Consider the following 21,982-nt stretch of genomic DNA (forward strand, 5'->3'; position numbering starts at 1 on the left):
TCGTGGCGTGTGGCCGAATAACGTCCTTGATAAGCGGACAGCTGTCCACTACGTTTTTCAGGGAGCGGACAGTTGTCCGGTTAGGTGCACCTTACCGGCTGACGTCCCCTGCGGACAGTCTGTGCCGGTCGGCAGCGGTTCGCCCCGCCTGCATCCTGCACGCTTCCGGCCCGCCGCCGCTACGCACGGCGTCGGCTCCCCCCGTTCGAGACATCTCGGCTTCCTCTCCCGCACGTCTTTGCGTCTTCCGTCTCTCCTGCCTGCCGGACCGTCCTCGCACGACGGTCCGGGAATGCGAAAGAAGGCTGATCATGGCCACAGCGTCTCCGTCGACGTACAGCGCCGTCACCCTGAACATCAACGGCGAGAAGCACACGCTGACCGTCGACCACCGCACCACCCTGCTCGACGCCCTGCGTGAGCGCCTCGACATGACCGGCACCAAGAAGGGCTGCGACCAGGGACAGTGCGGGGCCTGTACGGTCCTGCTCGACAAACGCCGGGCCGTCGCCTGCCTGCAACTGGCGGTGGCGGCCGAAGGCCGGGAGATCACCACCATCGAGGGCATCGCAGAGGGCGAGCAACTGCATCCCGTGCAGCAGGCGTTCCTCGACCTCGACGGCTACCAGTGCGGCTACTGCACGCCCGGCCAGATCTGTTCCGCCGTCGCGGTCATCGAGGAGCACGCCGCCGGCTGGCCGAGCGCCGCCACCGACGACGTACGCCCCGAAGCGGGGCCACCGCCCCTGACCGCCGAGGAGATCCGTGAGCGGATGAGCGGCAACCTGTGCCGCTGCGGCGCGTACGTGTCGATCGTGCAGGCGGTCGCCCGCGCGGCCGAGGCCGACGCGCGAACCACTCAGGACATACCGGACGCCCGACCCGTACAGGGCGCCGAGCACGAGGGAGCGGCGGCATGAAGGAATTCGCCTACGAGCGCGCCGCCGACGTCTCCGGCGCCCTCGCCCTGCTCGACGCCGACCCCGGCGCCCGGTTCCTGGGCGGCGGCACCAACCTCGTCGACCTGATGAAGACCGGCGTCGAACGGCCCGCCCGGCTCGTCGACGTACGCGGCCTCCCGCTGGACCGGATCGAGTCGACCGGGGACGGCGGACTGCGCATCGGCGCGACCGTCACCAACAGCGACCTCGCGGCCCACCCCGACGTGCGCCGCCGCTACCCGGCCCTCACCCAGGCGGTCCTGGCCGGTGCCTCCGGGCAGCTGCGCAACATGGCCACCGTCGGCGGGAACCTCCTGCAGCGCACCCGCTGCGGCTACTTCACCGACGTGTCCAAGCCGTGCAACAAGCGCGTCCCGGGCAGCGGCTGCCCCGCGATCGAGGGCGAGCACCACAACCACGCGATCCTGGGCGCCTCCGACCACTGCGTGGCCACCCACCCCTCCGACCTGGGGGTCGCGCTGACGGCCTTCGACGCGGTCGTCTCGTACGAGACGGCGGACGGGCCGGGCGAGCTGCCCCTCACCGAGTTCTATCTGCCGGTGGGCGACACCCCGCACCTGGAGACCGCCCTGCCGCCGGGGGCACTGATCACCGGTGTCACCCTGCCGCCCGCCCCGGTCGCCGCCAACTCCCGCTACCGCAAGGTGCGCGAGCGGGCCTCCTACGCCTTCGCGATCGGCTCGATCGCCGCCGCGCTCGACGTCCACGACGGTGTCGTGCGCGAGGTGCGCCTCGCCTTCGGAGCGGTCGCGTCCCGCCCCTGGCGGGCCCGCGCGGCCGAAGCGGCCCTGACCGGCGGACCGGTCGACGCCGCCGCCTTCGCCGCGGCCGCCGACGCCGAACTCGCGGCCGCCCGGCCGCTGCCGCACAACGGATACAAGGTGACACTGATGCGCAACCTCGTCGTCGCCGTACTGAGCGAACTCGCCGAGGAGGCCACCCGATGACCACCACCACGACCGGCACCACGACCGGCACCACCGTGGCACGGAACGCCGTCGGCACCGCGCACACCCGGGTGGAGGGCCGCGACAAGGTCACCGGAGCCGCCCGCTACGCGGCCGAGATCCCCTTCACCGAACTGACCCACGGCTGGCTGGTGCTGTCGACGGTCACCCGTGGCCGCGTCAGCGCGGTGGAGGACGCCCCCGTCCTCGGGATGCCGGGCGTCCTCGCCGTCCTGCACCACGGGAACGCCCCGCGCGTCGACACCGACTACGTCGGCATGCTCGGCATGGCCCCGGACCCGACCATCGCCGTCTTCCAGCACGACCGGGTGCCGCACGCGGGCTGGCCGGTGGCGCTGGTCGTCGCCGAGACCTCCGAGCAGGCCAGGGAGGCCGCCGAAGCACTGGTCGTCCACTACGAGGAGGAGCCGCACGACGTCACCTTCGCCGGAGAACACCCCGACGCGTACTCGATCCCCGGCCCCGGCGGACCGGGCGTGACGGGGAAGGGCGACCTCGATGCCCAACTGGCCGCGTCCTCCTTCGTCCTGGACGCCGAGTACACCACGCCGGAGGAACACCACAACTCGATGGAGCCCCACGCCGCGACGGCCCTGTGGGACGGCGGCCGGCTCGAGGTCGTGGACTCCAACCAGGGCACGATCTGGGTCGCGGACGAACTCGCGAAGCTGTTCTCGCTCGACCCGGCCTCGGTGCACGTGCGCTCCGAGCACGTCGGCGGCGGCTTCGGCAGCAAGGGCGTGCGCGCCCACCAGGTGGCCGCGGTGATGGCCGCGACCGTCCTGTCGCGCCCCGTCCGCGTCGTCATGACACGCCGGCAGATGTTCTCGCTCGCCGGCTACCGCAGCCCCACCACCCAGCGGGTCCGGCTCGGCGCCGACGCCGGAGGGCGGCTGCTCGCGCTGGAGCACAACTGCCTGAGCCTCACCTCGACCGTGCACGAGTTCATCGAGTCGGGCGCGGGCCCGGCGCGGGTGATGTACGACGCTCCCGCCCACCACACCGCCAACCGGGTCGTACGGCTCGACGTGCCGAGTCCGACGTTCATGCGGGCCCCCGGCGAGGCGCCCGGATCGTTCGCCCTGGAGTCGGCGCTCGACGAGCTCGCCGAGAAGAGCGGCATCGACCCGATCGAACTGCGCGTGCGCAACGAACCCGAGGTGGGACCGGTGTCGGGGCTGCCGTTCAGCAGCCGCAACCTGCCCGCCTGCTTCCGGGAGGGCGCCCGCAGGTTCGGCTGGGCGGACCGCGACCCGCGCCCGGGCCTGCGCCGGGACGGGCGCTGGCTGCTCGGCACGGGTACGGCGGCGGCCTCCTTCTTCGCGGGAGCGATGCCGTCCACGGCCGCCGCGACCGCGGAGGCCGACGGCACCTTCACCGTACGGATCAACGCCGCGGACATCGGAACCGGAGCGCGGACGGCGCTCACCCTGGTCGCCGCCGACGCCCTCCAGGTGCCGACCGACCGGGTGCGCGTGCGGATCGGCGACAGCGACTTCGGCCCGGCGATGATCGCCGGCGGCTCGATGGGCACCCGGTCGTGGGCCTGGGCGGTCACGGCCGCGGCCGGGGAACTGCGGGAGCGGGTCGCCCTGAGCGACGGCATTCCGCCGGAGGGCATCACCGTACGGTCGGACACCACCGCGGCCGTCGGCGCCCTCACGCAGAAGGAACGGCACTCCTTCGGGGCGCAGTTCGCCGAGGTCGCCGTGGACGTGGCCACCGGAGAGGTGCGGGTGCGCCGGATGCTCGGCATCTTCGCCGCCGGGAAGATCGTCAACCCGCTCACGGCCCGCGGCCAGTTCACCGGCGGGATGATCTGGGGCATCTCCATGGCCCTGCACGAGGAGGCGCTGCGGGACCGGAACACGGGCGCCCTCTACGGCGCCGACCTCGCGGGCTACCACGTGGCCTCGAACGCCGACGTGCCGCTCGTCGAGGCGGACTGGGTGGACGACCCGGACCCGGACGACCCGGTCGGCATCAAGGGCATCGGCGAGATCGGCATCGTGGGCGCCGCCGCGGCGATCGCCAACGCCGTCTGGCACGCGACCGGCGTACGCCACCGCAACCTGCCCATCCGGCCCGACCGCGTCATCGAGGCGGGCGCCGCCCATGCTTGACATCGCCGACGAGCTGGCGCGCTGGGCCGAGGAGGGCCGCGCGTTCGCCGTCGCCACCGTCGTGGCCGTCGGCGGCAGCGCGCCGCGCGGCCCGGGTGCCGCCCTCGCCGTCGACGGCGCGGGCACGGTGATCGGCTCGGTCTCCGGCGGCTGCGTGGAGGGGGCGGTGTACGACCTGTGCCTCCAGGCCCTCGAGGACGGCGGGACCGTCGTCGAACGGTTCGGCTACAGCGACGAGGACGCCTTCGCGGTCGGACTGACCTGCGGCGGGGTGCTCGACATCATGGTCACCCCGGTCGGGGCGGACGCGCCCGCCCGCGAGGTGTTCCGGGCGGCCCTGTCGGCCGCCGCCGCGGGCGAGCCCAGGGCCCTGGCCCGGGTCGTCCGCGGCCCGGAACACCTCCTGGGCAGCGCCCTGCTGGTGCACCCGGACGGTTCGTACGAGGGGTCGCTGGGCGGCGGCGCCCCGGAGCTGGACCGGACGGCGGCGGCCGAGGCCCGGGCTCTGCTGGACGCCGGGCGCACCGGCACCCTCGACCTCTCGGAGGACGGCACGCACTGCCCCGGCGGGCTCACCCTGCTGGTCGAGTCGAAGGTGCCGCCGCCGCGCATGATCGTGTTCGGCGCGATCGACTTCGCCGCGGCGCTCGTCCGGGCGGGCAAGTTCCTCGGGTACCACGTGACGGTGTGCGACGCCCGGCCCGTCTTCGCCACCAGGGCCCGCTTCCCGGAGGCGGACGACCTCGTCGTCGACTGGCCGCACCGCTATCTGCGGGGTACGGAGACCGACGGGCGCACGGTCCTGTGCGTGCTCACCCACGACGCCAAGTTCGACATCCCGCTGCTGGAGCAGGCGCTGCGGATGCCGGTCGCGTTCGTCGGGGCGATGGGCTCGCGCCGCACCCACGCGGACCGCGACCGGCGCCTGCGGGAGGCCGGCCTGACGGCGGCGGAGCTGTCCCGCCTCCGGTCGCCGATCGGCCTCGACCTGGGCGCCCGCACACCCGAGGAGACGGCCCTGTCCATCGCGGCGGAGATCGTCGCGTCCCGCCGGGGCGGCACGGGCACCCCGCTGACGGACTCGGGCACCCCGATCCACCGGGAGGGACCGGACACGGCGAAAGCCGCCTGAAGCCGCAACCGGTGGGGGCTGACACCCCCGGCTCACCCCGGTCCCTTCGTGGGCGCGGGGAACCGGGCGGCCAGCCCCCACCGTCCCGCCCGTACCCGCCGTGTCGTGCGCCCCGCCCGTCAGACGCGGTCGGCCACGATGAGCAGGTACTGGAAACTGCCGTTCCGGTAGGCGTCGAGGAACGTCTCCTCGATGCCGGTGACCAGATGGCCGGCCTGCTCGCGCAGCTCCCAGTACGGGATCGTGTCCGCGGTCAGGTCCTGCACATGGACGGGTACGAGCCGGTTGCGGGCCATCGCGCGGAAGTACTCCGAGCGCGGGTGGATGTCGCAGATGTAGTGCGCGTTGATGAGCGACACCTCGCGGGAGGCCCGCCCGTAGGTGTCGTTGTAGCAGCCGGTGATCGTCACGTACCGTCCGCCGCGGCGCAGCAGCCGGGCGTGCTCGGCGAAGAGCAGCTCCAGCTCCACGTACATGGTGGACTCGTTGTTCCAGGAGGCCGCGTACGCACCCGTGGCGAGGCCGGTGTCGAGCATGTTCCGGTGGTGGTAGCGCACCTTGTCGTCGATGTTCCGCTTGCGGGCCTGCTCGTTGGCGAAGTCGGCCTGCTTCCTGGACAGCGTCACACCGTCGGTGCGGCAGCCGTACCGCAGGTGGGCCACCACGCTGCCGCCACCGCGCCCGCAGCCGGCGTCGAAGACCCGGTCGGCGGGGGAGAGGTCACCGAGGTGCGAGGCGAGCAGCTCGGCCTGGGCCTGCTCCAGCCGGTGCAGTTCGGCGGTGATCCGCTCGCGGAGCCCGGCCGGGCCGCCGCCCGTACGGTCCGCGTCCGCGACCTCGGCGAGCACCGACGGGTCGACGGCCCCGATGCCGTAGTGGTGGTGGTACAGGTCGTCGATCCTGCCCAGTTCCAGGTTGACCGGGTTCTCCTCGGCGTTCCAGTAGTCCGCCACGCGGGTCTGGTACGTCGACTGGTACGTGGACTGGCTCGGCACGGACGCTGCCGCCGAGGCCGTGCCGGTGCCGGTGGCGGCGATGTCGGTGTCGGTGTCGGTGTCTGCGATGGTCAAGGAGCACTCCTCGTGGCGCGTGGGCGGTGGGACGGGACGGGCCGCGTCACCAGTAGTTGGGCAGGTGGTAGCGGTGCGTGTTGGTGGCGTGCCATTCGTGGTTGCCGGCCACCCACGCGGCCAGACCCTCGGCGTAGCGCGCGACGAGGGGCGAGGTGGCCGACAGGGCCGCCGACTCCTCCTCGAAGGCCTCCATGATCCGGTTGTGGATCTCGACGGCCTCGAGATAGGCGGCCTTCAGCCCGCACCGCTCGTTGGCGGCGACGACCTGCGGCAGGTTCAGGTGGGTGGGGTCCTTCGCCAGCTCCTTGGTGTAGGAGTACAGGTCGTTGACGATCGTGGTCGCGTTGCAGGCGAGCGCGGTGATCCGCTGGATCTCGGGACGGGCATACAGGATCTCGGGCAGTTCGTAGCCGTCCACGGCGTCGACGATCGACAGACAGGGCCGGAAGTTGTTGAACTGCCGCATGACCAGGTACTCCCAGACCCGCGGCACGTACCGGATCTCGGACCAGGCGGCCTCCGCGAGGTAGCCGAGGTGCAGCCGGGCCAGGTCGTGCACGAGCCGGCCGATCTGGCTGGGCGTGGCCAGGGCGCCGTAGTCCCGCACGGCGTGGTGGTACGAGCGCAGCGGCCCGTCCGCCTCCATGCCGTCGCGCCACTCCTCCTCCAGCTCGGGGGTGCCGTGGTACGGGTCGAGCGCCGACTGGGCCATGATCAGCCGTCCGCCCAGCCCGCGCGACGAACCCCCCCGGCCCTCGACCTCCTCGCAGTAGCAGTCGTCGACGACGTTCTCGGCGAGCAGCAGCTTCCCGGCCGCCATGAGGTGGTCGGGACTCACCGCACCGGGGTGCTGGAGCACGACGGCCCGGCCGAACTGGAAGCCCGCGAAGTCCCCGGTCCAGCTCTGCGGGAACAGGTCCAGCGAGCGGGCCCAGGCCTCCAGCCCGGCGTCGATCTCCGCGGCCTTCGCCGGGTCGGCGGGCACGGCCGGCCGGTACCGCAGCCCCGGCACCGCACCGCCCCGGCGGCCGGTGGTGGCGCCGGCGAGGTCCGGCGGTCCGGGCAGACGCGGCGGTCCGGGCAGGCGCGGCGGCGTACCGGGCGTGATCGGCGCGCTCACTCCGCGGTCCGCCCCACCTGGACGTTCTCCAGGATCCCCGCCGCGTCGGGAACGAGGATCGCCATCGAGTAGTAGGCGGTCACCAGGTAGTTCACGATCGCGTTGGTGTCGATGCCCATGAACCGCACGTTCAGGCCCGGCTGGAACTCCTCGGGGATGCCCGTCTGGTAGAGGCCCACGACGCCCTGGTCGGCCTCGCCGGTGCGCAGCGCGATGACGCTGCTCGTGTGCTGCGGGCCGATCGGGATCTTGCCGCAGGGCAGGAACGGCACCCCGCGCCAGCCGGGCACCTGATGTCCCTCGATGTCGACCGTGCCGGGCATGAGCCCGCGCCGGTTGCACTGCCGGAAGAAGGCGGCGATCACCTTCGGGTGGGCCAGGAACACCCGGGTCTTGCGGCGCATCGACAGCAGTTCGTCCAGGTCGTCCGGTGTCGGCGGGCCGGAGAAGGTGCTGATGCGCTGGCTGTGGTCGACATTGTGCAGCAGGCCGAACTCGCGGTTGTTGACCAGCTCCCACTCCTGACGTTCGCGGATCTCCTCGACGGTCAGGCGCAGTTGCTGCTCGGTCTGGTTCATCGGCCTGTTGTAGAGGTCCGCGATCCGGGTGTGGACGCGCAGGACCGTCTGGGTGAGCGACAGTTCGTACTCGCGCGGGCTGAGGTCGTAGTCGACGAAGCCACCGGACAGGACCGGCTCGCCCACATGGCCCGCCTGCAGCGGGACCTCGGCCTCGCCCTTGCGGTTCGTGGGCCGGTGCTGCCGCTCGGCGAACGCGGCCAGCTGCGCGGCGAAGGACGGGGTGCGCTCCACGAACTGTTCGAGGCTGTCCCGGTCGAGTGTCAGCACCACGCCCGCGGTCTCGGCCCGCACCGAACTGTGCCAGTGCGGATCCTGCTCACCGATGGCCTCGTCGCCCAGCCCGGCGCCGTCCGTGACGACGCCGGTGACCTCCTCCTCGCCGTACTTGCCGGCGGTGCAGCGGGTGAAGCGGCCGTGGACGACGAGGTACGTCTCGGTGACGGGCTGCCCCTCCTCGAAGAGGAGCTGGCCGGCGCGCACCTCCTGCACCCGGAAGCGCGAGGCGATCTCGGTGAGCGCCGCCGTGTCGGTGTAGCCGCGCAGGGCGGGCAGCTCGGTGAGGGTCTCGGGGACGACCCTGATGTCGTCCGCGCCGTTGTGGTCGAACTGCACCCGGCCCCGGCCGACCCGGAGCTGCAGCCGCCGGTTCACCCGGTAGGTGCCGCCCTTGACGTCCACCCACGGCAGCATCCTGAGCAGCCACCGCGAGGTGATGGCCTGCATCTGCGGTGCGGACTTGGCGGTGGTGGTGAGCTGGCGTGCGGCCCTGGTGCCGAGACTGGTGAGCTGCTGTTCGTCGTCGGCGGCGGGCGCGGCGGCGCTGTCGGGTGGGCTTTCCGGGAGAGTCACATGTCCTCCGGGTGCGTGGATCCGAGTACGTGCGTGGTCAGGGGCGGTCGTGGCGGGTGCGCGGACGCCGCCATGGGACGGAACGGGGAGGGGCGGGACGGGGCGGCTGAGCGGTCGTGCGGCCTGCTGGGCGGTGCGTGGCGTCTGGACAGCGCGTGGCGCATGTAAAGCGAAACAGTCGCGGGTGGCGGCCGGGAACCGCGTGAGCGGGGCGTGTTCACGCTTCGGAAGTGAAGATCCACCGCACGAGACGTACCGACGGCGGCGCCGCGCTCCCACGCCGGGCCGCCGCCTCTGCACGACCCCGTTTCACCCTTGGGCCCGGTTTCGGACCGGCCGGAACGAGGCAGGTGGGGCTCTCCCCCCCCCTCGTCCCCGCCCCGTCCCCGCCGATCGCGGCCGGGTCTTGCCGGGCCGCCGGAAAGGCGGCACACTGACACCGAACGAATGGTCGGTAGGGAAGCTGGTATCGATGACCACGACACACTCCGCCGGGACGCCCCTCCCGGAGCAGTCGTTGCAGGACCACTTCGACGCGACGATCGCGCGGGACCAGCGGGTCGAGCCCCGCGACTGGATGCCCGACGGCTACCGCAGGACGCTCGTCCGGCAGATCGCGCAGCACGCGCACTCGGAGATCATCGGCATGCAGCCCGAGGGCGACTGGATCACGCGCGCCCCGTCGCTGCGCCGCAAGGCCATCCTGTTCGCGAAGGTCCAGGACGAGGCCGGGCACGGCCTGTACCTGTACTCGGCCGCCGAGACGCTGGGCGCCGACCGCGCCGACCTGACCGAGCGGCTGATCGAGGGACGCCAGAAGTACTCGTCGATCTTCAACTACCCGACCCCGACGTTCGCCGACGTCGGAGTGATCGGCTGGTTCGTCGACGGCGCGGCGATCTGCAACCAGGTGCCGCTGTGCAGGAGCTCGTACGGGCCCTACGCGCGCGCGATGGTGCGGATCTGCAAGGAGGAGTCGTTCCACCAGCGGCAGGGCTACGAGCTGCTGATGACGATGATGCGCGGCACCGCGGCGCAACGGGACATGGTCCAGGACGCGGTGGACCGCTGGTGGTGGCCCTCCCTGATGATGTTCGGCCCGCCCGACGGCGACTCGCCCAACTCGGCGGCGTCGATGGCCTGGAAGATCAAGCGGCACAGCAACGACGAGCTGCGTCAGAGGTTCGTCGACATGACGGTCCCGCAGGCCGCGAAGCTCGGTGTGACGCTCCCGGACCCGGACCTGCGCTGGAACGCGGAGCGTGGCCGGCACGACTTCGGCACCCCCGACTGGTCCGAGCTCAAGCGGGTCATCGGCGGCGACGGACCGTGCAACGCCGAGCGGACGCAGCGCCGCAGGTCCGCCCACGAGGAGGGCGCCTGGGTGCGGGAGGCGGCCACGGCCCACGCGGCCAAGCAGGCGCGGCGCGCCCGCGCGCAGGAAGGAGCGATCGCATGAGCGACGGTAGGGGCGAACCCACCCCGGCCCGGGGCGCGTCCCGGGGCGACTGGCCGCTGTACGAGGTCTTCGTGCGCGGCAAGCGCGGGCTGAACCACGTCCACGTGGGCTCCCTGCACGCCGCCGACGACACCATGGCGCTCACCCACGCGCGCGACCTCTACACCCGCCGCAACGAGGGCGTCTCGATCTGGGTGGTGCGCTCGGAGCACATCGCCGCGTCCACCCGCGACGAGAAGGATCCCTTCTTCGCGCCCAGCGCCGACAAGGTCTACCGCCACCCGACCTTCTACGACATCCCCGACGACGTCCCGCACATCTGAGGAGCAGGGCATGAGCGACGACCATGTCTACCTGTCCCTCGTGGAGGGGCACGAGGACGACACCCGCTGGGCGTACGGCACCGGCTTCGAGGACCCGCTGCACGGCGTGGACACCACCGTGCCCGAGGGCGTCGACACCGGCCTGCTGGCCGCGCAGTGCGTGGCCCTCGCGGACGACGCCCTGGTGAGCGCCCAGCGGCTCGCCGAGTGGACCACCCGCGCCCCGGAACTGGAGGAGGAGGTCGCGCTCGCCAACATCGGCCTCGACCTCCTCGGCCAGGCGCGCCTGCTGTACGCGCGCGCCGGCCGGGCCGACGGCACCGGACGCGACGAGGACGCGTACGCCTACGTCCGCGACCCGCAGGACTTCAGGAACGTACGCCTGGCCGAACTCCCGGGCGGGGACTTCGCGTTCTCGGTCGTGCGGCTGCTGGTGTTGTCCAGCTGGCGGCTCGCGCACTTCGAGGAGCTGTCGTCGCACCCCGACCCGGTCCTCGCGGCCGTCGCGGCGAAGGGCGTCAAGGAACTGACGTACCACCGGCAGTACGCGGCCGAGTGGGTCGTGCGCCTCGGTGACGGCACGCCGCAGTCGCACCGCCGCACCCGCCGGGCGATGGAGCAGGTGGCGCCCTACCTCGGCGAGTTGTTCACGGCGTACGACGCGCGGGACGAGGTGGCCGCCGTCCTGCGGCAGGTCACGGAGGCGGCCGGGCTGCCCATGCCGCTGTACCGCCCGCTGCCCGGGGCCGGCCGCGCCGGGGAGCACACCGAGCACCTCGCGCCGCTCCTGGCCGAACTGCAGAGCGTGGCCCGCGCGCACCCGGGGGCGACGTGGTGACCGGGGTGCGGGAGGTGCAGCGTGCCTGGCACATCGCCGAACAGGTGCCGGACCCCGAACTGCCCATGCTCACGCTGGCCGACCTCGGCGTCCTGCGCGGCGTCGAGATGACCGGTGACGGCACCGTGGTCGCGCGGCTGACGCCGACCTACTCGGGCTGTCCCGCGATGGCCGAGATGCGCGCGGACGTGGCGGCCCGGCTGCGCGGCGCGGGGTACGCGCGCGTGGAGATCCGTACGGTCCTGGACCCGCCGTGGACCAGCGACTGGATCACCCCGGAGGGCCGCCGCAAGCTCACCGAGCACGGGATCGCACCGCCCGGAGCCGCGCCCCGGCACGCGGCCGGTCCGGTGCCTCTCGTCCTGTCCCCCGTCCGTCGCACGGTGGCGTGCCCGCGCTGCGGCGCGGCGGACACCGAGGAGACCTCACGCTTCGCCGCCACGTCCTGCAAGGCGCTGTACCGCTGCCGTGCCTGCCGTGAGCCGTTCGAGTACGTCAAGGAGATCTGATGGAAGGCCTGAGGGAAGAACCGGCGTCGAGCCCGCCGAACCGGGCCGCCGGGACACCGGCCGCCGCCCCAGCGCGGCCGGTGCCCGCGCGCGTGCGCCGCCGTCCGGCCTTCCACGCCCTGCGCGTCGCCGCCGTACGGCCGCTGTGCGAGGACGCGGCGGCCGTGAGCTTCGAGATCCCGGCGGAGCTGGCGGCGGAGTTCGCCTTCGCGCCCGGACAGTCGCTGACACTGCGGCGCGTGGTCGACGGGCGGGACGAGCGGCGCTCGTACTCGATCTGCTCCCCGGCCGGCTCGGCGCCGCGCATCGGGGTGCGGGTGGTGCCGGGCGGACTGTTCTCGGCGTGGCTCGTGCGCGAGGTGCGTCCGGGCGACACGGTCGAGGTGATGGCCCCCACCGGTACGTTCACGCCCGACCTCACCGCGCCCGGCCACCATGTGCTGGTCGCGGCCGGCTCCGGTGTGACACCGATGCTCTCCATCGCCGAGTCCGTCCTGGCCGCGGACCCGCGCTCGACGGTCACCCTCTTCTACGGCAACCGGCGCACGGACACCGTGATGTTCGCCGACGAACTGGCGGACCTCAAGGACCTGTACCCGGCCCGGTTCCAGCTCGCCCACGTGCTGTCCCGTGAGCCCCGTGAGGCCGAGGTGCTGTCCGGCCGCCTCGACGCGGAACGGCTCGCGGCGCTCGTCGGCCCGCTGGTCGACGTGGCGACGGCGGACCACTGGTGGCTGTGCGGACCGCAGGGCATGGTCCTCGACGCCCAGCGGGTCCTGGCCGGCCTGGGCGTGCCCGCCGACCGCGTGCACCGGGAGCTGTTCCACGCGGACGACGAACCCGTACGAGAGGTACGTCACGAGGAGGCGGCCGTGCGGGGGCCCGTCAGCCAGGTCACCGTCACGCTCGACGGCCGCTCCACCACGTCCGTCCTGGTCAGGGACCGGAGCATCCTGGAGGGAGCCCAGCGCACCCGCCCCGACCTGCCCTTCGCCTGCAAGGGCGGCGTCTGCGGCACCTGCCGCGCCCTGGTCACCGACGGCAAGGCCGACATGCGCCGCAACTTCGCCCTGGAGGACGCCGAGGTGGACGCGGGGTACGTGCTCACCTGCCAGTCGTTCCCGGCCTCCGGGACGCTGACCGTGGACTACGACACCTGAGAGGCCCCCTCATGGGTCCGGCTCCCGGGCCCACCCCACGGGTCCGGCCCACGAGCCACTCATAAGCCGGCCTTATGAGGTCATAGATCCAGCCCGGCTACAAGCTTAGGTCACCCTTAGTTTAGGCTCCCTGGTGAGTACACCCGATCACCGCTCGAAGGGAACCTGATCATGCCTCGCCCTCTGCGGGTAGCCATAGTCGGAGCCGGTCCTGCCGGGATCTACGCCGCCGACGCGCTGATGAAGTCCGCAGTGGCCGCCGAGCCCGGTGTCTCCATCGACCTCTTCGAGCGGATGCCGGCCCCCTTCGGTCTCATCCGTTACGGCGTCGCCCCCGACCACCCGCGCATCAAGGGCATCATCACGGCCCTGCACCAGGTGCTCGACAAGCCGCAGATCCGCCTCTTCGGCAACGTCGACTACCCGGGCGACATCAACCTGGACGACCTGCGCGCCTTCTACGACGCGGTGATCTTCTCCACCGGGGCGACGGCCGACCGGGCGCTCGACATCCCCGGCATCGGGCTCGACGGCTCGTACGGCGCGGCGGACTTCGTCTCCTGGTACGACGGCCACCCGGACGTGCCGCGGACCTGGCCGCTGGAGGCCGAGAAGGTCGCCGTGCTCGGCGTCGGCAACGTGGCGCTCGACGTGGCGCGCATCCTCGCCAAGACCGCCGGGGAGCTGCTGCCGACCGAGATCCCGCCGAACGTCCACGAGGGACTGGAGGCGAACAAGGCGCTGGAGGTCCACGTCTTCGGCCGCCGCGGCCCGGCGCAGGCGAAGTTCAGCCCGATGGAGCTGCGGGAGCTCGACCACTCCCCGAACATCGAGGTCGTCGTCGACCCCGAGGACATCGACTACGACGAGGGCTCGATCGCCACCCGGCGCGGCAACAAGCAGGCCGACATGGTCGCCAAGACCCTGGAGAACTGGGCGATCCGCGACGTCGGCGACCGGCCGCACAAGCTGTTCCTGCACTTCTTCGAGTCGCCCACCGAGATCCTCGGCGAGGACGGCAGGGTCGTCGGCCTGCGCACCGAGCGCACCGCCCTGGACGGCACCGGCAACGTCAAGGGCACCGGCGAGTTCAAGGACTGGGAGGTCGGCGCGGTCTACCGTGCCGTCGGCTACCTGTCCGACAAGCTGCCCAAGCTGCCCTGGGACGTCGAGTCGGGCACCGTCCCGGACAAGGCGGGACGGGTGATCGAGGAGACCGGCGAGCACCTCCGGTCGACGTACGTCACGGGCTGGATCCGGCGCGGCCCGGTGGGCCTCATCGGCCACACCAAGGGTGACGCCAACGAGACGGTCGCCAGCCTCCTGGACGACCACGCGAACGGCCGCCTCGTGACCCCCGCGTCGCCGGAGCCGGAGGCGGTGGACGCCTTCCTCGCCGACCGCGACGTCCGCTTCACCACCTGGGACGGCTGGTACCGCCTGGACGCCGCGGAGAAGGCGCTGGGGGAGCCCCAGGGCCGCGAGCGTGTGAAGCTCGTGGAGCGTGAGGACATGCTGAGGGCGAGCGGCGCGTAAGCGCATCTCTGCAGGTCGGTAGTCTCTGCAGCCTTCGATTCATAGGGAGTGGCCCCGCCGTCGTGGCGGGGCCGCTCCCTTTTCGCGTTCCCGCTTGCTTTGTGAAACCGATCGGTTTACTGTTGCGGACAACGGGAAACCGATCGGTTTCCATGTCTGAGTCGGAGAGTGTCATGACCGCAATCGAAGGTTCCGTCGTCCTGGTGACCGGCGGCGGCAGGGGAATCGGCAAGGCGTTGGTGGACGGACTCCTCGAGCGCGGGGCGAAGAAGGTGTACGCCACCGCCCGCGACCCGCGCACGGTCAGGGACACCCGGGCCGTACCGCTGGCCCTGGAGGTCACCGACCCCGCGTCCGTCGCGGCGGCCGCCGAGCAGGCCCAGGACGTCACCGTCCTGATCAACAACGCGGGCATCTCCCTGCACACGTCGTTCCTGGAGTCACCGGTCGAGGACGTGCGCAAGGACTTCGAGACGAACTTCTACGGGCCGCTGCTCACCGCCCGGGCGTTCGTCCCCGTGATCGAGCGCAACGGCGGCGGCCACCTCCTCAACGTCCACTCCGTGCTGTCGTGGATCGCGCTGGCCGGCTCGTACAGCGCGTCCAAGGCGGCGCTGTGGTCCCAGACCAACTCCCTGCGGCTCGACCTCGCGCCGCGCGGCATCGGCGTCACGGGACTGCACGTCGGATACGTCGACACGGACATGACCGCGGCGATCGACGCGCCCAAGTCCAAGCCGGCGGACGTGGCGGCCCAGGCGCTCGACGGCATCGAGAGCGGGGCCTTCGAGGTGCTCGCCGACGACCTGAGCCGCCAGGTCAAGTCCGGTCTGTCGGCCGACCTCCCGACCCTGTACCCCCAGCTCGCCGCCTGATCGCCCGGGCGGTATACCGATCGGTTTCGGTTCGCCCTCCCGCGGAGGTAACCTCACCCCATGGCCACCAGCACGGACAGGACATCCACCAGGGACCGGCTGCTCGACGCGGCCACGGAGCTCTTCTACCGCGACGGCGTCTCGATCGGCGTCGAGGCGCTGTGCCGGGCGGCCGGGGTGTCCAAGCGCTCGATGTACCAGCTCTTCGCGAGCAAGGACGAGGTGCTGGCGGCGAGCCTGGAGCGGCGGGCGCCGGAGTACGGACGGCGGCTCGGCCTGAGCGGCGAGGAGTCCCGGCCGCCGCGTCCGCCCCGGGAACGGATCCTGTACGTCTTCGAGCAGCTCGAAGCGGCCTCGGCGCAGGACGACTACCGGGGCTGTCCGTTCCTGTCGGCCCTGGTCGAGCTGAAGGACCCCGGCCACCCGGCGAGTGTCGTCGCCCTGCGCGCCAAGGGTGCCCTGATCGAGGCCTTCCGGGCCGAGGCCGAGCGGGGCGGCGCCCAGGACCCCGGACTCCTGGCCCGCCAGCTGGCCCTCGTCTTCGACGGCGCCAGCGCCAGGGCGGGCGCCGGAGCGGAGACCCTCCAGGGCCTCACCACGACGACGGCCGCGACGCTGCTGGACGCGGCAGGCATGCACTAGCGCCACCCCCAGGGGCGCGGGGAACTGCGCACTCAGCCACGTCGGGCGCGCGGACGACACACCACCCCGCCCGCCCCCACCCGGAAGCGCGGGGAACGGCGAACCGGCGTCACGGTCGGCGGCCCGGCGGCCGCGCCGGACGGTCACCCCCGCCGCGCGCCCCGCCCCACCGCCTCCACCAGCGGCAGCACCCGCGCGGACACCCGTTCCCGCAGGACCACCTCGGTCCGCGTACGGACCACCCCCGGCAGACTGATCAGCACCTGGATCACATCCTCCAGGTGTCCGTTGTCCCGCGCCACGACCCGCGTCAGCAGATCCCCGCCGCCGGTGATCGAGAACGCCTCGATGATCTCCGGCACGCCCGCCAGCGCGTCCCCCACCTCGTCGAGATGCCCCTGGGTCACCTCGACGTGCACGAACGCCAGCACCGGATGCCCCAGCGCGGCCGGTGACAGCGAAGGCCCCGTCCCGGTGATCACCCCGTCCCGCTCCAGCCGGTCGAGCCGCGCCTGCAGCGTCCCCCGGGCCACCCCCAGAACCCGGGCGTACTCCCGCACACTCGTGCGCGGCCGCTCCAGCAGCAGCCGCAGGATCCGCGTGTCGAGCTCGTCCACGGCCATGGTCCGTTGGCCTCCCTGCGGTCGCCGGTGATCGTTTACGACTGTACCAATGGTCCAGTCGATCAGCCGCCTGTTGAGCCACCACCCCTCTCCTGCCTAACGTGGGGGTACTGATGGCGCCGTGCAGCGCCGGACGGCGAAGAAGCCGTACCGGTCCCGCGGCGCCTTTCCCATGGGAACCACGGGGATCACGCGGACCGTGCCGGCCGTGCGGACCGTGCGGTCCCCGCGGACCGGTCGATCGGAACAGGGGCGGGCTGCCGACGGTGAAGAAGATGTTCATGGCTCCGGACCCGGGCCTGCTGCGGCTGCGGATCGCGCTGCGCGCGGTACTCGGCATCGGCCTCGCGGTGACCGCGTCGGAGCTGGCCGGGCTCTCCCTGCCCGCCTCGATCACCGGCGGCCTCACCGCGCTCCTCGCGCTGTTCACGGTCGGCGACCCCACCGTGCGCGGCCAGGCGCTCACCACCGCCCTGCTGCCCGCCGTCGGCTTCCCCGTCCTCGCCCTCGCGGCCGTACTGCACGCGGTACCGACCGTCCGCGACGCCGTCTGGCTGGCCGTCGTCTTCGGCGGGGTGTACGCCCGCCGCTGGGGCCCGCGCGGCCACGCGCTCGGCATCTTCGCCTTCATGACCTTCTTCGTCGCCCAGTTCCTGCACGCGGTCCCCGGCCTGCTCCCGCAGCTGTACGCCGCGACGGCCCTGTCGCTGGCGGCGTCCTCGGCGGTGCGGTTCGGCGTGTGGTGCGTCGAACGGCGTACGCCGCCGCCACTCGCGCCCGCCGCGCCGACCGGCCGCGGCCTCTCCCGGCCGACCACCCGGCAGGCCTTCCAGGCGACGGCCGCCTGCGCGTTCGCGATCGCCGCGGGCCAGCTCCTCTCGCACGAGCGCTGGTACTGGGCCGTCGGCACCGCCTGGTGGATCTTCGTCAACACGTCCTCCCGCGGCGAGACCCTCGTACGCGGCTTCCGGCGCGTCGTCGGCACGGTCACCGGTATCGCGGCCGGGCTCCTGGTCGCCGTGCCCCTGGACGGAGCCCCGGCGCCCACGGCGGCGATCGTGGCCGTCTGCGTCTGGGGCATCTTCTACACCGCGCCGCTCTCGTACAGCTGGATGATGTTCTTCGTCACCGTGCTGGCGGGCCTGCTGTACGGACTGCTCGGTGTGCTGGACCCCGCCCTGCTCGCCCTGCGCGTCACGGAGACCGCCGTCGGCGCGCTCGGCGCGGTGCTCGCCGTCGCGCTGGTCCTGCCGGTCACCACGCACGCGGTCACCGACCGCTGGGTGGGCCAGGCCGTACGCGCCGTGCACGGCTGCACCGCGGCGGCGGCCCGCCGGCTGGCCGGCGACCCCGGCGCCGACCCCGCACCGCGGGCGGCGGAACTGGAGGCCGTGCTCGGCCGGGTCCGCCTCGCGCTCGCCCCGCTGGTGCACCCCCTCAACCCGGTGCGGGCCCGCAAGGAACGCGCCCGCCAAGTGCTCGCGCTCCTCGACGACTGCGCCCGGGAGGTCCGGGGCCTCGCGGCCGTGGCCGCCGACCCGGACGCCTCGCACGACGCCCGCCTCACCGCCGCCTGCGGGCGCGTCGAGGCCGCCGTGGAGGTCCTGGTCGGCGCGGTCCCGGAACGGGCCGTGACGACGGCCGCGGGGGTGCCCGGCCACCATCCCGGGGCCGAGCAGGCCCTCGCCCACCTCCACGGCCTGGAACGGGCGCTCGCCGCGCTGGCCGCACCGCTGCGGGGCCCGCTCGCGAGCGCCTGAACACCGGTCCGGCGTACGCCGACCGGCCGTCCGCGACGGCCGGACGGCGCCCGGCCCCCGTGCACCGTCCGGAGGGACCTGCCCGGACGAGTGGCGAAAGGCGGCAGGGTCCAGGTCTGGTCTAGGCCATTCGCTGCTACCGTCGCTCCCAAGGACACGGCACGAAGGGCGTGGCACGAAGGACGTGGCGCCGGGAGGAGACACAGTGACGGACGGCGACGGACGGCAGCGACGGGCGTACATCGGCTCCTTCACCGCGGCGGGAGGCCTGGGCGTGCTCACCGCCGCCGTGGACGGGGAGACCGGCGCGCTGACCCTGCTGAGCGCCGTGGACGGTGTCGCGGACCCCTCCTACCTGGCCCTGTCGCCCGGCGGGGACATGCTCTACGCGGTGAGCGAGACGACGCAGGGCGCGATCGCCGCCTACCGGGTGAAGGGCGACGAGCCGGCCCTGGCCGGCGCGCCGGTACCGGTCGGCGGCGGCGGACCCACGCACCTGAGCCTCTTCGACGGGCACATCCTGACCGCCAACTACGGCTCCGGCAGTGTCAGCGCCGTACCCGTGCGCCACGACGGCAGCCTCGGCGCCGTCGCCGACGTGCTGCACCACCGGGGCAGCGGCCCGCACACCCAGCGCCAGCAGGGCCCGCACGCCCACCACGTCCAGCCCGACCCGAGCCGCCGGTGGGCCGTGAGCGTCGACCTCGGCACCGACTCGGTGCGGGTGTGCGCACTGCGGGACGGCACCCTCACGCTGCACAGGGAGATCGCGCTGCGCCCCGGCTCGGGCCCCCGCCACCTGGCCTTCCACCCGGACGGCGAACGCGCGTACGTCCTCAACGAACTCGCGCCGACCGTCACCGCCTGTCACTGGGACGCCGTGGAGGGCGCGCTCAGGCCGGTGGGGGAGACGGCTGTGCTGCCCGACCTCCCGGACGGCGACGCCTACCCCTCCGGCATCGTCGTGTCGCCCGACGGCCGCTTCGTCTGGGCCGCCACGCGCGGCCAGGACGTCGTCTCCGTCCTCGCGCCCACGACGGCCGACGAGGGGCTGGAGCTGGTCGCCACGGTGCCGTGCGGCGGCGTGTGGCCGCGCGCGCTCGCCCTCGACCCGACGGGCCGCTTCCTGTACGTGGCCAACGAGCGCTCCGGAAACGTCGCGTGGTTCCGGGTGGACCCCGACACGGGCCTGCCGCGGCACGGCGGATCGGTCAAGGTGCCCGCGGCGTCCTGCGTGGTGCTCGACTGAGAGGTCCGGCAACCCCGAAGGGCCCGGCTCCGGAGACGGAGCGGGCCCTTCGGGGTTGGTGCGTGTGCGCGGCCTGCGCTAGCGGACCGGCGCGCCCTGCTGCTGGGGCGGCGCGATCCCGAGCGCCGTCGTGTACTTCGCGAGCGCCAGCTTGCCGATCGCGGGGTACGGGCCCAGCGCCTCGGCGGCGGAACAGCCCGCCTCCTTCGCGGCCTCGTCGAGCAGACCCGCGTCCAGCTCGGGGCCGATCAGGTACGGGGCGAGCGCCAGCTGGTGGGAGCCGGAGCTGCGCAGCTGCTCGGCGGTGGCCGCGATCGCGCCCTCCTCGTCGAGCGCCGCCGCCATCACCGGCACGGCGAGCCGCGCGGCGAGCAGCATGCCGGTGATGCCGGCCGCCTGCACGGCCTCGTCGCCGCCCACGGACGCCAGGATGATGCCGTCCGCGGCCGTCGCCACGGTGAACAGCCTGGCCCGGTCGGCGCGCGCCAGACCCGCCTCCGACAGGCGTACGTGCAGCGCCTCCGCGAGCAGCGGGTGCGGGCCGAGGACGTCAGTCAGGTCGGCCGCGACACGGCTGTCCATGACGGACTGGCGGACGCGGCGCAGCAGCGCGCTGTCCGGGCCCGCGAGCAGCGGCACGACCACGGCCACGGGGCCGTCGGGCTCCACCACGTCCCCCCCGGCCTCGCGGGCCTGCTCGAAGCGCGCGGCGCGCTCCTCGGAGGCGTGCGCGAGCACCGACTGGAGGGTCGGGAACTCCGCGTCGTCCCCGTCCAGGTACCCGATCCGGGCGTCGAGGCCGGGCAGCTCGGAGCGCGCGATGCTCACGATCTCCTCGGCGAGGCTGCGGGTCGCGGCGCTGGGCGTGCCCGGCACCGCGAGGACGAGCGCGGGCGCGCCCTCGGGAGCCGCCAACGGTTCCGGTCGGCGGTGCCGGCCGGGCTGGCGGGGTCGCGGCATTCGTACTGGCAGGCCGGACGCGGGCCCAGTGGGGGAGCTCATGGCGCCGAATGTTACTGGTTTCCTGGGCTCCCCTGTTCGGGGAGGGTGCAGGTGAGCGGTATCCGTCCGGTTTTGTCTGATGAGTTACGTACGGATGGATCTCCCTGCCTGTCAGGGGATCACGGTGTGCGATTGCGGGAACACGTGTCCGAGGCGTCCGGCACGTCCGGGGTGTCCGTCACGACGTACAGCATGCTGTCGTCGCGTGGCAGTGTCAGACGCCCGGCGGCCAGGTCGGAGGCGATGCCGACGGCGCCGTCGAGCGGATCACCCGCGGCCGGCACCTGCCGCGCGTACGGCAGCCGGTCCGTCAGGGCCGCCCGCAGGGGTACGAGGAGGGGGTCGCCCATCCTGAACAGTCCACCGGTGAGGGCGAGACGCACCTCCCCGGGCTCCCCGCCGGCTCCCGCGGACGCGGCCTCCGCCCGGGTGGGGCACACCGCGGCGGCCGAGTCGGCGATGTGCCGGGCCGCGGCGGCCAGGATGCCGGCCGCGACCGGATCGCCGCCGTCGGCGCAGGCGGCCACCATGGGCGCGAAGGACGCCAGCACGGCGGGCCGGTCCGGGCGCGGATAGAGCTGTCGCGGCAACGCCGGGGCGGACCCGAACGCCTCCTCGGCGCCCGACAGGAGCGGGCGCGAGCCGCCGGGCCGCCCGTCGTAGGCGCGCAGCGCCGCGTCGAGGCCCGCCCGGCCGATCCACGCCCCGCTGCCGCTGTCGCCGAGCAGATGTCCCCAGCCGTCCGCCCTGCGCCACGCGCGCAGGTCCGTGCCGATCGCGATCATCCCGGTGCCGGCCGCGACGACCGCGCCCACCCGCTGCCCGAGCGCACCCGTGTAGGCCGCGACGGCGTCGGCGACCAGGGCCAGCCGCCGTACGCCGAGCTCACGGGCGAGCGCCGGGTGCAGGTCGGCGCGCAGCGAGTCGCCCAGCGTGGTGAGGCCGGCGGCGCCCACGGTGACGGCCCGGAGCGTGCCGACCCCGGTATCGGCCATCAACCGCCGGGCCATCGGTACCAGTTGCCCCAGCAGGTGCCCGGCGTCGATGCCGTGCGCCCCGGTGCGCACCGGCTCCCCGGACGTCAGCGGCTCGGTGACCGGGCCCCCGTCGACGGCCAGCACGACCCGCAGCCCCGAGCCGCCGGAGTCCACCCCGAGGACGCCCGACCCGTCGGCGGTGCCGGTACCGGTCGCGGCAG

General features: G+C 73.3%; 18 protein-coding genes and 2 pseudogenes. 14 read left to right on the forward strand and 6 right to left on the reverse strand.

The window, feature by feature from the left end:
* Positions 1-311: 311 nt before the first annotated feature.
* From QFZ75_RS34525 to QFZ75_RS34540, 4 genes are read left to right on the forward strand one after another with little or no spacing between them, the layout of a single operon-like run.
* The gene (locus QFZ75_RS34525) at positions 312-920 is read left to right on the forward strand and encodes a (2Fe-2S)-binding protein (RefSeq protein WP_307543263.1); all 609 of its coding nucleotides are present in this window, start codon (positions 312-314) and stop codon (positions 918-920) included.
* Entirely contained in the window at positions 917-1,909 is a 993-nt protein-coding gene (locus QFZ75_RS34530) for a xanthine dehydrogenase family protein subunit M (protein WP_307543265.1), read from the forward strand. Before QFZ75_RS34525 ends, QFZ75_RS34530 begins: the two co-directional genes overlap by 4 nt.
* Positions 1,906-4,053 (forward strand): xanthine dehydrogenase family protein molybdopterin-binding subunit, encoded by a 2,148-nt coding sequence (locus tag QFZ75_RS34535; protein WP_307543266.1) that lies wholly within the window; start codon positions 1,906-1,908, stop codon positions 4,051-4,053. The genes QFZ75_RS34530 and QFZ75_RS34535 overlap by 4 nt, the downstream gene beginning before the upstream one ends.
* Complete coding sequence (locus QFZ75_RS34540) at positions 4,046-5,185, forward strand: XdhC/CoxI family protein (RefSeq protein WP_307543268.1); 1,140 nt, start codon at positions 4,046-4,048, stop codon at positions 5,183-5,185. Before QFZ75_RS34535 ends, QFZ75_RS34540 begins: the two co-directional genes overlap by 8 nt.
* Positions 5,186-5,304: 119 nt before the next feature.
* Here QFZ75_RS34540 and QFZ75_RS34545 read toward each other — a convergent pair whose 3' ends face one another.
* The 3 genes and pseudogenes from QFZ75_RS34545 to QFZ75_RS34555 form a co-directional block, all read right to left on the reverse strand.
* Positions 5,305-6,249: a geranyl diphosphate 2-C-methyltransferase gene (locus QFZ75_RS34545; RefSeq protein ID WP_373466075.1), complete on the reverse strand. Its 945-nt coding sequence runs from the start codon at positions 6,247-6,249 to the stop codon at positions 5,305-5,307.
* A 136-nt stretch (positions 6,250-6,385) separates the two neighbouring features.
* Positions 6,386-7,507 (reverse strand): annotated as a pseudogene (locus tag QFZ75_RS34550) (cyclase); the annotation flags it as partial.
* Positions 7,447-8,682 (reverse strand): annotated as a pseudogene (locus QFZ75_RS34555) (family 2B encapsulin nanocompartment shell protein); the annotation flags it as partial. The pseudogenes QFZ75_RS34555 and QFZ75_RS34550, both read right to left, overlap by 61 nt.
* A gap of 598 nt (positions 8,683-9,280) precedes the next feature.
* Between QFZ75_RS34555 and paaA the strand changes: the two are divergent.
* The 8 genes from paaA to QFZ75_RS34595 all read left to right on the forward strand — a co-directional run bounded on the left by paaA (position 9,281) and on the right by QFZ75_RS34595 (position 16,150).
* Complete coding sequence (paaA, locus tag QFZ75_RS34560; RefSeq protein WP_307543270.1) at positions 9,281-10,267, forward strand: 1,2-phenylacetyl-CoA epoxidase subunit PaaA; 987 nt, start codon at positions 9,281-9,283, stop codon at positions 10,265-10,267.
* Complete coding sequence (gene paaB / locus QFZ75_RS34565; protein ID WP_307543273.1) at positions 10,264-10,590, forward strand: 1,2-phenylacetyl-CoA epoxidase subunit PaaB; 327 nt, start codon at positions 10,264-10,266, stop codon at positions 10,588-10,590. The genes paaA and paaB overlap by 4 nt, the downstream gene beginning before the upstream one ends.
* Positions 10,591-10,600: 10 nt before the next feature.
* Positions 10,601-11,428: a 1,2-phenylacetyl-CoA epoxidase subunit PaaC gene (gene paaC / locus QFZ75_RS34570; protein WP_307543274.1), complete on the forward strand. Its 828-nt coding sequence runs from the start codon at positions 10,601-10,603 to the stop codon at positions 11,426-11,428.
* Positions 11,425-11,937, forward strand: coding sequence for a 1,2-phenylacetyl-CoA epoxidase subunit PaaD (gene paaD / locus QFZ75_RS34575; RefSeq protein ID WP_373465984.1), 513 nt, complete (start codon positions 11,425-11,427; stop codon positions 11,935-11,937). Before paaC ends, paaD begins: the two co-directional genes overlap by 4 nt.
* Positions 11,937-13,097: a 1,2-phenylacetyl-CoA epoxidase subunit PaaE gene (paaE, locus tag QFZ75_RS34580; RefSeq protein WP_307543277.1), complete on the forward strand. Its 1,161-nt coding sequence runs from the start codon at positions 11,937-11,939 to the stop codon at positions 13,095-13,097. The genes paaD and paaE overlap by 1 nt, the downstream gene beginning before the upstream one ends.
* Before the next feature lie 171 nt (positions 13,098-13,268).
* On the forward strand, positions 13,269-14,633 hold the full coding sequence (locus QFZ75_RS34585; RefSeq protein WP_307543279.1) for an FAD-dependent oxidoreductase: 1,365 nt from the start codon (positions 13,269-13,271) through the stop codon (positions 14,631-14,633).
* Between the two features lie 173 nt (positions 14,634-14,806).
* A complete protein-coding gene (locus QFZ75_RS34590; RefSeq protein WP_307543281.1) occupies positions 14,807-15,508 on the forward strand; it encodes an SDR family oxidoreductase in 702 nt (233 codons plus the stop codon).
* Between the two features lie 60 nt (positions 15,509-15,568).
* Positions 15,569-16,150 carry a TetR/AcrR family transcriptional regulator gene (locus QFZ75_RS34595; RefSeq protein ID WP_307543282.1) on the forward strand — a complete coding sequence of 194 codons (582 nt, stop codon included), beginning with the start codon at positions 15,569-15,571 and terminating at the stop codon, positions 16,148-16,150.
* Between the two features lie 143 nt (positions 16,151-16,293).
* Here QFZ75_RS34595 and QFZ75_RS34600 read toward each other — a convergent pair whose 3' ends face one another.
* Positions 16,294-16,773: an Lrp/AsnC family transcriptional regulator gene (locus tag QFZ75_RS34600; RefSeq protein ID WP_307543284.1), complete on the reverse strand. Its 480-nt coding sequence runs from the start codon at positions 16,771-16,773 to the stop codon at positions 16,294-16,296.
* A 275-nt stretch (positions 16,774-17,048) separates the two neighbouring features.
* On the opposite strand from QFZ75_RS34600, the gene QFZ75_RS34605 reads away from it, so the two are divergent.
* Both QFZ75_RS34605 and QFZ75_RS34610 read left to right on the forward strand, forming a co-directional pair.
* Positions 17,049-18,533: an FUSC family protein gene (locus QFZ75_RS34605; RefSeq protein ID WP_307543286.1), complete on the forward strand. Its 1,485-nt coding sequence runs from the start codon at positions 17,049-17,051 to the stop codon at positions 18,531-18,533.
* A gap of 205 nt (positions 18,534-18,738) precedes the next feature.
* Positions 18,739-19,782 carry a lactonase family protein gene (locus tag QFZ75_RS34610; RefSeq protein WP_307543287.1) on the forward strand — a complete coding sequence of 348 codons (1,044 nt, stop codon included), beginning with the start codon at positions 18,739-18,741 and terminating at the stop codon, positions 19,780-19,782.
* A 78-nt stretch (positions 19,783-19,860) separates the two neighbouring features.
* Here QFZ75_RS34610 and QFZ75_RS34615 read toward each other — a convergent pair whose 3' ends face one another.
* Together QFZ75_RS34615 and QFZ75_RS34620 are read right to left on the reverse strand one after the other, a co-directional pair.
* Positions 19,861-20,784, reverse strand: a complete 924-nt coding sequence (locus QFZ75_RS34615) for a sirohydrochlorin chelatase (protein ID WP_307543289.1) — start codon at positions 20,782-20,784, stop codon at positions 19,861-19,863.
* 119 nt (positions 20,785-20,903) lie between these two features.
* Positions 20,904-21,935 carry an N-acetylglucosamine kinase gene (locus tag QFZ75_RS34620; protein ID WP_307544984.1) on the reverse strand — a complete coding sequence of 344 codons (1,032 nt, stop codon included), beginning with the start codon at positions 21,933-21,935 and terminating at the stop codon, positions 20,904-20,906.
* Between the last annotated feature and the right edge of the window lie 47 nt (positions 21,936-21,982).

It is taken from the genome of Streptomyces sp. V3I8, assembly GCF_030817535.1.
Classification (GTDB): Bacteria; Actinomycetota; Actinomycetes; order Streptomycetales; family Streptomycetaceae; genus Streptomyces.

Coding starts and splice junctions, on each gene's coding strand:
- QFZ75_RS34605 (WP_307543286.1), top strand. CDS start 17,049: ATGTTCATGGCTCCGGACCCGGGCCTGCTGCGGCTGCGGATCGCGCTG.
- paaB (WP_307543273.1), top strand. CDS start 10,264: ATGAGCGACGGTAGGGGCGAACCCACCCCGGCCCGGGGCGCGTCCCGG.
- QFZ75_RS34590 (WP_307543281.1), top strand. CDS start 14,807: ATGACCGCAATCGAAGGTTCCGTCGTCCTGGTGACCGGCGGCGGCAGG.
- QFZ75_RS34615 (WP_307543289.1), bottom strand. CDS start 20,784: ATGAGCTCCCCCACTGGGCCCGCGTCCGGCCTGCCAGTACGAATGCCG.
- QFZ75_RS34585 (WP_307543279.1), top strand. CDS start 13,269: ATGCCTCGCCCTCTGCGGGTAGCCATAGTCGGAGCCGGTCCTGCCGGG.
- paaA (WP_307543270.1), top strand. CDS start 9,281: ATGACCACGACACACTCCGCCGGGACGCCCCTCCCGGAGCAGTCGTTG.
- QFZ75_RS34540 (WP_307543268.1), top strand. CDS start 4,046: ATGCTTGACATCGCCGACGAGCTGGCGCGCTGGGCCGAGGAGGGCCGC.
- QFZ75_RS34595 (WP_307543282.1), top strand. CDS start 15,569: ATGGCCACCAGCACGGACAGGACATCCACCAGGGACCGGCTGCTCGAC.
- paaE (WP_307543277.1), top strand. CDS start 11,937: ATGGAAGGCCTGAGGGAAGAACCGGCGTCGAGCCCGCCGAACCGGGCC.
- QFZ75_RS34530 (WP_307543265.1), top strand. CDS start 917: ATGAAGGAATTCGCCTACGAGCGCGCCGCCGACGTCTCCGGCGCCCTC.
- paaC (WP_307543274.1), top strand. CDS start 10,601: ATGAGCGACGACCATGTCTACCTGTCCCTCGTGGAGGGGCACGAGGAC.
- QFZ75_RS34525 (WP_307543263.1), top strand. CDS start 312: ATGGCCACAGCGTCTCCGTCGACGTACAGCGCCGTCACCCTGAACATC.
- QFZ75_RS34535 (WP_307543266.1), top strand. CDS start 1,906: ATGACCACCACCACGACCGGCACCACGACCGGCACCACCGTGGCACGG.
- QFZ75_RS34600 (WP_307543284.1), bottom strand. CDS start 16,773: ATGGCCGTGGACGAGCTCGACACGCGGATCCTGCGGCTGCTGCTGGAG.